Raw genomic sequence first — 5821 nt, forward strand, 5'->3', positions numbered from 1 at the left:
CCGGCACCCAGCGTCCGGATGCGCTCTACGCCGATCGCGGCTACGACCATGACAAATACCGCAAGCAAATTTGCGAGGCTGGGATCAAGCCGGTCATCGCCCGTCGCGGCGAGCAACATGATTCCGGGCTGGGCGTGTACCGCTGGGTCGTTGAGCAGGCTTTCGCCCTACTGCACTGGTTCCGCCGGCTCCGCATCCGATGGGAAATCCGCGACGACATCCACGAAGCCTTCCTCCGCTTCGCCTGCGCCATCATCTGCTGGCGACGCCTCCACAACATCTCAAACTGTTAGGAGTTCTAAGGCCGACTACTGGCCGGTGCCGGTCACCGAGGAGGTGCCGGAGACGTACCTGTGCGACCAGTACCAGCTCCGCGTCCCCGGCACCGGCTACCGCGGCTGACGCCGTGCCCGAGCAGCCGCGATCTGCCAAGCGATGCATTCCGTCGGAAACGAGCTGTAGTCCTTCGCTTTGGTCAACGACGCCCACGCCGCACTCTTCTGCCCGCGAGGCGTTCCTTGCCGGGCGATCGCGTCCGGCGTCAGAGGAGATCGTCGCCGCTGGGCACCGTCACGTAGCGTTAGGACGCTCGGCCGTCAGCTCGAGCGTCGTGGGGCCAGATCCAAGTGGAGCCGTCACAGCCACCGGTGCGAGGTTGGGACGCTGGTAGCGGGGGACGAGCCGGTTCAGGTGGGCGGGACCCGGCGGGCGTGGGGCTGGCGGAGTCACAATGCCGCTGTGGGTGGCCGCAGCCTCTACCTGGTCGGGGGTGCGCCGCGGGTCGGGAAGTCGTCACTGGCTCAGCGTCTGCTGCAGATCGATGGGATCCCGTGGCTACCGACCGACGTTCTCCGCACGGCGCTGCGTCGTGTCCTTCCCGAGCTCGATGCCCTCGATCAGGACCCGGTCGACGCCTCGCTGCTCGCCGAGTTCATGTACCCGCATGTCGAGCAGGCGGCAGAGGTGTGCGCTGAGGAGGCCGAGCGGTTCCTGATCGAGGGCTTCGAGCTGGCGCCGTCCTATCCGGCGCGGCTGCAGGCAGCGCTTGAGGGGACCCAGGTGCGCGGGGTGCTTCCTCGGGCACAGCTCGTTCTCCGTCGAAGACCTTGCCGGCTACCGGGGACCGAAGCCGCAGCACCATGGTGCCTCGCCCGAGGAACTCCACGACGCCGCGACCTGGATCCGCTGGCGGAGCAGGCAACTGCGTGAGGAGTGCGCCGACGCCGGGGTGCCGTACATCGACGTGGGCGAGGTCGGCTTCGAGGACGCCATGGTCGAAGCCCGGCGCCAACTTCTCGGGTGTAGCTGACACCGGCGGTGCAAGCCGGGGGCTGGGCTCCGGGAAATGTCGGTGGCGTTCACTACGTTGCCGCGGTGCTTTCGGATCACGGTGGCGGCCGAGAGTGGTCGCTGTATTGGACGGCCCGCGGCCAGGAGGTCCCGTGCGGTCTGGTGCCCGTGCTTGGGGACTGGTTGGACCTCGATGAGCGGGAGGAGCGGGCGGGGATCGGCACGCGGCATCCGATCCTGGTCGACCCGGAGTGGCGCATCGACCCAGTGTTGGCGCGGTTCTTCACCCGGTCCCGGTTCGCCGCGTTGGCGGAGGGCACCCGGGAGGCGTACGCCAAGGACTACCGGCTGTTCTTCTCCTTCCTGTGGCTGCGCGGGCGGTACTGGCACGAGGCCGACCCGGATGACCTATTCGACTGGGAGGCGTGGCGGCGGCGTGACCAGCAGCCCGGCCGGCGGATCAGCGGCAGCAAGTGGCAGCGGGAGCTGGCCGCGCTGCGGCTGTTGTATGAGTGGGCGGAGAAGCGGGGGCACGTCGGCCGCAGCCGGTGCTGGTGCACAGCGTCCGGCTCCGGGACGGCACGTCGGTCGAGGTCGCCGACCAGGCCCCGCGGGATGTGCGGTCGACGAACGTGAAGTGGCTGACGCCGCGGACGTATCGGCTGTGGCGGGATGTCGGGGTGCTCGGCTACGACGCCGACCAGCAGCCGGATTCCACGTGGCGGGGTCGGAACGATGCCCGCAACGCGGCGTTCACCGACCTGCTGTTCAGCAGCGGGCTGCGGCTGCGGGAAGGTGGGTGCCTGCTAACGCTGGAGGTGCCGGATGCGGTGGGCGGGCACCGCTACTACGAGGGAACCGTGGCGGCCTCGGTGGCGAAGCGCCGCGAGCGCATGTTCTACGTCTCGGCCGCCTCGGTGGCGCGGGTGGCCGCCTACGCCGCCACCACCCGGCGGCAGGCGGTCCGGGCGGCGCAGCGCCGCGGCGGCTACGACCGGCTGCCGGGCAGGCTGACCGTCACGAAGGTTGGCAGTGGCGCGACGCGGCGGCTGACCTGGCGGGACGAGAGGGGCCGGACGGGCAGCGCCGCGACCAACACGATCGGCCCGGCGGAGCGGATGCGGCTGTTCGTCGAGGGTGAGCACGGCGGGCTGGAGCCGCTGTGGCTGTGGCTCACCGAGGGCGGCATGCCGATGGCGTACCAGTCGTGGGAGAAGGTGTTCGACGCGGCCGACGCCCGGGTTGCGGCGGTGTTCGCCGCGGCCAGCCGCCGCGACGGCCGGCGCCGCGCGCCGATCGTGTGCAACCCGCACATGCTGCGGCATTTTGTCGTTGTGCATGCTGGTCGCCTTGCACCATGCGCTGGATCGCCGGTTCGGGCTCAGCCCGGCCGAACGCAACCATTTCCGGCACGTGTACGGCGATCCGTGGGTGATGGTGCGGGACCTGCTCGGTCACCGCAGCGAGCAGACCACGCGGATGATCTACCTCGAACCGCTCAGCGGCCTGCAGGTCGCCTCGATGCTCGACCGTGACGAGGACCTGGACACCCTGCTGTTGCGGGTGGCCGCGTCCAGCCGGCTCGTGATGGACGTTGACGCAGACGGAGACGGGGAGGCGGGGTGAGCCGCCATGCCCGCCGGGCCACGTTGCCGCCGGCGTCCTACACCCGCCCGAACCCGGTCGACGCGGCCGGCCTGGTGGTCACCGTGTTCGGCGAGTCCGGCGGGGTGGAGGCGCGCTTCGACTTCGGCGCGCTGCCGGGGCCGGACGAGCTGCTGGTCGCCTGCGCCGCCGGGTTCGAGCGGCTAGCCGGGCCGGACCGCCCGTGGCGAGCTGCGGCCACCTGCTACACCGGCTACAAGGCGATCCGGATGTTCCTGCGCCACCTCGCAGCCCTGGACACGCCGCCGCCGACCGCGGCCGACATCACGCCCGCGGCGTGGGCCGCGTGGCGGCTGTCCCGCCCGAACACGGTGTGGGGCCGCACCTGCAGCCTGGTCACCCGGCAGTGGCTGCCGCGCGTGCCCGGCGTCCCGGCCGAGACGGTGTCCGCGGCGGCCCGGCGCATCCCCCGGGGACCGCGGCCGAGCGAGGCGTCCTACAGCCGGGAGGAGTACGAGCGGGTCAAGGCGACCGCGGCGCGCACGTTCCACACCGCGCTGGTGCGCATCCGCGCCAACCGCGAGCACCTGCGGCGCTGACACGCCGGCGAGTTCGAGCCCGGCACCGGCGAGTTCCTGGTCGGCGAGGCCCTGGACAGTGTGCTGCGGACCGGGGACGTGCCGCTGGCGCGCACCCACCACGGGCGGCGCAGCGTGCTGCGCCGGTACGCTCGCGCGCTCGGCGGCCGGTCCGCGGAGGCGACGTGGGGCCGGCTGTTCCTCACCCTGCCGGAGGCGTCCGCGCTGGCCGTGCTGCTGGTCTGCGAGCAGGGCTGGAACCGGGCCGTGCTGGACGCGATGACCGTCCCGAGCACCGCCCCGGGCGCGGGCGAGGACGAGCTGGACATCTACCGGGTGGAGATCCACAAACGCCGCCGCCCGGCCCGGTCGCGGCACACCTCGAACAACCTTATCGACGACGGGCCAGCGTCTGCGGGGCGGCTGATGCGGCAGGCAATCGAGGCCACCGAGCCCGCCCGGATCACGCTGGGCCGGCGCGGCGAGCCGACCGACCGGCTGCTCGTCGCCCGCCGCGGCAGCCAGCGCAGCGGCCTGCCGATGTTCCCCCTCGGCGTGCCGGGGCAAGTGAGCATGCGCACCTGGGCCACCCGGACCGGGCTGGACGGCGACGACCCCGGTGCCCCGTTCTGGGCCCGGCCGTAGCTTCCAGCGAAAAACCAACGATTAGGCATTGATCTCGGTTTGGGTGCCCCGTAGCGTTACGTCCGTTTGATCACGGTCGATGGTGGGGCGGTGGCGGGTGGCGACCCGGGATGTGTTCTCCGAGGAGGAGTTGGCGCAGCTTCGGGGCTTCCCGGAGATCGGCCGGGTGGAGCTGATCCGGCACTTCACGTTGACCGGCGCTGATGAAGCGTTCGTGCGTAAGTTCCGCGGGTCACGCAACGTGCTCGGGGCGGCGGTGCAGTTGTGCACCTTGCCGTGGTTGGGGTTCGTGCCGGACGAGGTTACGGCGGCGCCGGCCGCGGCGGTGGGCCGGCTGTCGCAGCGCCTGGCGATCCCAATGGGTGACCTGCGCGGCTACGGCGAGCGGGAGCAGACCCGCACCGACCACTTGCGGGAGGTTTTGGGGTTCGCCGGGTGGCGCACGATGGACACTGCGGGGTGGAAGGACCTGGACGAGTTTCTGTTCGCTCGGGCGATGGAGCACGACAGTCCGAAGCTGCTGTTCCGGCTGGCGTGCGAGTACCTGATCTCGTCGCGAGTGGTCCGGCCCGGCACGGTGCACCTGTTGGAGCATGTGGCGACGGCGCGGGCGGCGAGGGCCCGCGAGGAGACGTGGACGCGGGTGGCGCACCTGCTCACCGAACAGCGCCGTGTCGAACTGGACCTGTTGCTGGTGCCCGACGCACTGCTTGGGCGTACCCCGCTGGCGTGGCTCGGGATGGGGCCGACGTCGTCGAGCCCGGCCGCGGTGAAGGCGGAGCTGGAGAAGCTGGCCTACCTGCGCCGCTTGGACGCTGAGACCGTGGATCTGTCGATGCTGCCGGCCGAGCGCCGTCGGTTCCTGGCCGGTGTCGGCCGGCGGCTCAGCGCCGTTGCAGCGCCGGGAGCCGGAGCGACGGTTCCCGATCCTGCTGACGCTGTTGGCGCAGTCAGCCGTCGACGTGCTGGACGAGACGCTGCTGCTGTTCGACCAGGCGATCTCCGGGCGGGAGTCCGCGGCGAAGGCGAAGCTGACCGAGGCCTTGGCCGAACGCGCCCGCGGTGGAGAGAACCGGCAGCAGTTGCTCGACGAAATTCTGGCGATCGTGCTGGACCCGGTCGTGGGCGACGAGCAGGTCGGACCGCTGCTGCGTACCCGGATCGGGATGGAACGGATGCGGGCGGCTTGGGCTGCGAAGCAGGAACGGCTACCCCGCGATCACGGGCATCTGGCGATGATGGACGCCTCGATGACGTACCTGCGGCAGTTCGCCCCGGCGGTCTTGGCGGCGGTGCGGTTCGCCGGCGGGCCGGGCACGGAGCAGACTTTGCAGGCGGTGGCGATGCTGGCCGAGCTGTACGCGACCGGTGCCCGCAAGGTTCCGGCCGGTGCGCCGGTGGGGTTCGTGCCGGCGAAGTGGGCCGGCTACCTCGCCGCGGCGGCGGAGGCCGGCGACGCCACCGCGTACCGGCACTACTGGGAGCTGCGCGTGCTGGTGGCCCTGCGGGACGGGCTGCGCTCCGGGGATGTGTTCGTGCCTGGCAGCCGCCGCTACGCCGACCCGGGATCGTTCCTGCTGACACCCGAGTTGTGGGCGCCGCAGCGGGTGGAGTTCTGCCACCTGGTCGGCAAACCGGTCACCGCTGAGCACGCTCTGGCACAAGCGGACGACGAGCTGCACACTGCCCTGGCCGACCTGGAG

General features: G+C 71.3%; 6 protein-coding genes and 2 pseudogenes. All 8 read left to right on the forward strand.

The window, feature by feature from the left end; translation table 11 throughout:
• Positions 1-293, forward strand: a 293-nt coding sequence (locus tag VGR06_RS09465; protein WP_327558613.1) for a transposase, incomplete at its 5' end; no start/stop codon positions are given.
• A 445-nt stretch (positions 294-738) separates the two neighbouring features.
• Positions 739-1209 carry a hypothetical protein gene (locus tag VGR06_RS09470; protein ID WP_327558614.1) on the forward strand — a complete coding sequence of 157 codons (471 nt, stop codon included), beginning with the start codon at positions 739-741 and terminating at the stop codon, positions 1207-1209.
• 243 nt (positions 1210-1452) lie between these two features.
• The gene (locus VGR06_RS09475; RefSeq protein WP_327558615.1) at positions 1453-1926 is read left to right on the forward strand and encodes a site-specific integrase; all 474 of its coding nucleotides are present in this window, start codon (positions 1453-1455) and stop codon (positions 1924-1926) included.
• Positions 1845-2825 (forward strand): hypothetical protein, encoded by a 981-nt coding sequence (locus tag VGR06_RS09480; RefSeq protein WP_327558616.1) that lies wholly within the window; start codon positions 1845-1847, stop codon positions 2823-2825. The genes VGR06_RS09475 and VGR06_RS09480 overlap by 82 nt, the downstream gene beginning before the upstream one ends.
• Before the next feature lie 87 nt (positions 2826-2912).
• Entirely contained in the window at positions 2913-3494 is a 582-nt protein-coding gene (locus tag VGR06_RS09485) for a hypothetical protein (protein ID WP_327558617.1), read from the forward strand.
• Positions 3495-3554: 60 nt separating this feature from the next.
• On the forward strand, positions 3555-4118 hold the full coding sequence (locus VGR06_RS09490; RefSeq protein ID WP_327558618.1) for a hypothetical protein: 564 nt from the start codon (positions 3555-3557) through the stop codon (positions 4116-4118).
• 79 nt (positions 4119-4197) lie between these two features.
• Positions 4198-4662 (forward strand): annotated as a pseudogene (locus VGR06_RS09495) (DUF4158 domain-containing protein); the annotation flags it as partial.
• Between the two features lie 325 nt (positions 4663-4987).
• Positions 4988-5821: pseudogene (locus VGR06_RS09500) on the forward strand (Tn3 family transposase); the annotation flags it as partial.

The sequence above is a fragment of the Actinophytocola sp. genome (genome assembly GCF_036002505.1).
In the GTDB taxonomy this organism is placed as follows: Bacteria; Actinomycetota; Actinomycetes; order Mycobacteriales; family Pseudonocardiaceae; genus DASYTH01.